General features: G+C 64.6%; 3 protein-coding genes and 1 pseudogene. 2 read left to right on the top strand and 2 right to left on the bottom strand.

The genetic code is table 11. The features are described 5' to 3' along the window. Together JMF90_RS35355 and JMF90_RS35350 are read left to right on the top strand one after the other, a co-directional pair. Nucleotides 1–444 (top strand): PHB depolymerase family esterase (locus JMF90_RS35355; RefSeq protein ID WP_236598108.1); only part of this gene is annotated, 444 nt, incomplete at its 5' end. 80 nt (nucleotides 445–524) lie between these two features. Beyond that, a complete protein-coding gene (locus JMF90_RS35350) occupies nucleotides 525–701 on the top strand; it encodes a DUF3563 family protein (RefSeq protein ID WP_011548159.1) in 177 nt (58 codons plus the stop codon). A gap of 115 nt (nucleotides 702–816) precedes the next feature. On the opposite strand, the pseudogene JMF90_RS35345 reads toward JMF90_RS35350, so the two are convergent. Beyond that, nucleotides 817–1,237 (bottom strand): annotated as a pseudogene (locus tag JMF90_RS35345) (organic hydroperoxide resistance protein). Between the two features lie 156 nt (nucleotides 1,238–1,393). Next, complete coding sequence (locus JMF90_RS35340; RefSeq protein ID WP_006479449.1) at nucleotides 1,394–1,846, bottom strand: MarR family winged helix-turn-helix transcriptional regulator; 453 nt, start codon at nucleotides 1,844–1,846, stop codon at nucleotides 1,394–1,396. Between the last annotated feature and the right edge of the window lie 2 nt (nucleotides 1,847–1,848).

Here is a 1,848-nt window from a genome sequence, read left to right as displayed (position 1 = left end):
GGCATCACCGCAATGGACGTGATGCGGCGGGGCTTGAGACAGAACCCGGCCGTGGCGGTCGATGCGCTGGTCGATGCCGGCGCCTATCCGGGCATGCCCGCACTGATCGTCCAGGGTGACGGCGATCATGTCGTCGCGCCGAAGAATGCCGATCAGCTGACCGTGCAGTTCATGCGCCTGAACGGGCTCGCCGACAGCCGCGGCGCGCTGCGCGGCGGCGAGCGGGTCGAGACGCGCGAAACGGGCGCACAGATTACCGACGTGTGCCGCGACGGCGAGCCGGTGGTGCGGCTGTGCCACGTGAAAGGGCTCGATCACGCGTGGGCCGGCGGCGACGAAGCCGTGCCGTTTCACGCGGCGGTCGGCCCCGACGCCAGCGCGATGATCTGGGCTTTTTTCGAAACCCATCGCCGCACTGTGGCGACCGAACGACGCATCGTCTGATCGACACTGGTCAAAGCCTAGGGTTTTCCCTATAATTCGGGAAAACCCTAGTCCAGAACCTTTGAATAGCGAGATCGATCATGTACCTGCTGAGCCACCTCTTCCTGATGCTGACCAAGAACGCTGACAAGGCCGCGAAAGAGCGCGCCGACGCGTATCTGGCCGAAGCCACCGACATCTACGACCTCGAATTCCGCATGCGCAAGATCGATCGCGACGCGGCAATGAACCGTCCGTATTCGATCGGCGCGCGCTAAGCGGCGCACGCGGGCCTGCCGGCCCGCCATTTCGATGAATCGCGCAAAAGGGCGCGTGCGGCACCATGCCGCACGCGCCCTTTTTGTATTTCCTGAGCCCTGAACCTGTGCCGCGTCAGACGACCGTCAGGCGCACCGGCACGTTGTTGCGCGTGGCGTTCGAATACGGGCACACCGTGGTGCGCCTTGTCGACCAGCACTTGCGCGTCGTTCTTGTCGAGCCCCGGCAGCGACACGCGCAGCTCGATGTCGAGCCCGAAGCCGCCTGCGTCGTTCGGGCCGATGCCCACTTCCGCCGTGACTTGCGTATCGGCCGGCAGCGTCTGCTTGTTCTGGCCCGCGACGAATTTCATCGCACTCAGGAAACAGGCCGAGTAACCTGCGGCGAACAGTTGCTCCGGATTCGTGCCTTCCGCGCCCGTGCCACCGAGTTCACGCGGCGCGGCCAGTTTCACTTCCAGCTTGTTGTCGGCGGATACCGCGCGGCCGTCGCGGCCGCCCGTGCTCGTGGCGCTGGTCTTGTACAGAATGTTCATCGTGCAGCTCCTGTCGGGAAGAGAGGGGAACAGCGGTCCGGTCAGACGGAATGTCGCCGGCCATGGACAAAATATAGAACACAAATCATTAGTGTGCAAATGAAATTTTGAAGAAAAACCCGGCAGCGCCGGGCAGGTCGGTTCGTGCCGGGCGTGTCAGCGTTCGTTGGCCACCGACAGCGCATCGCGCAGCTGCTGGAGATCGGCGCGCAGCCTGATCAGGAATTCGGGTGTCTGTTGCATCGCGCAAAAGAGGTCGGCGGGCACCGAGCGCGCGCGATCCTTCAGCGCCCGGCCTTCCGGCGTCACGCGAACGTTGACGACGCGTTCGTCGGCCGCGCTGCGTACGCGCTCCACGTAGCCGAGCGCTTCCAGCCGCTTGAGCAGCGGCGTGACCGTGGCCGGGTCGAGGTCGAGCCGCGCGGCGATGTCCTTCACGGCCATGTCGTCGCGCTCCCACAGCACGAGCATCGCGAGATATTGGGGATAGGTCAGCGACAGCTTGTCGAGCAGGGGCTTGTACGCCTTCGTCATCGCGTGCGAAGTCGAATAAAGCGCGAAGCACAGTTGCTCGTCGAGCGTCTGGGGCAGCGGAGGCAGGCGGTCCATGG

Source organism: Burkholderia sp. E168m23 (assembly GCF_016586125.1).
Taxonomy (GTDB): domain Bacteria; phylum Pseudomonadota; class Gammaproteobacteria; order Burkholderiales; family Burkholderiaceae; genus Burkholderia; species Burkholderia orbicola.
This window is presented reverse-complemented; position numbering and strand designations above follow the sequence as displayed.

Coding starts and splice junctions, on each gene's coding strand:
- JMF90_RS35340 (WP_006479449.1), bottom strand. CDS start 1,846: ATGGACCGCCTGCCTCCGCTGCCCCAGACGCTCGACGAGCAACTGTGC.
- JMF90_RS35350 (WP_011548159.1), top strand. CDS start 525: ATGTACCTGCTGAGCCACCTCTTCCTGATGCTGACCAAGAACGCTGAC.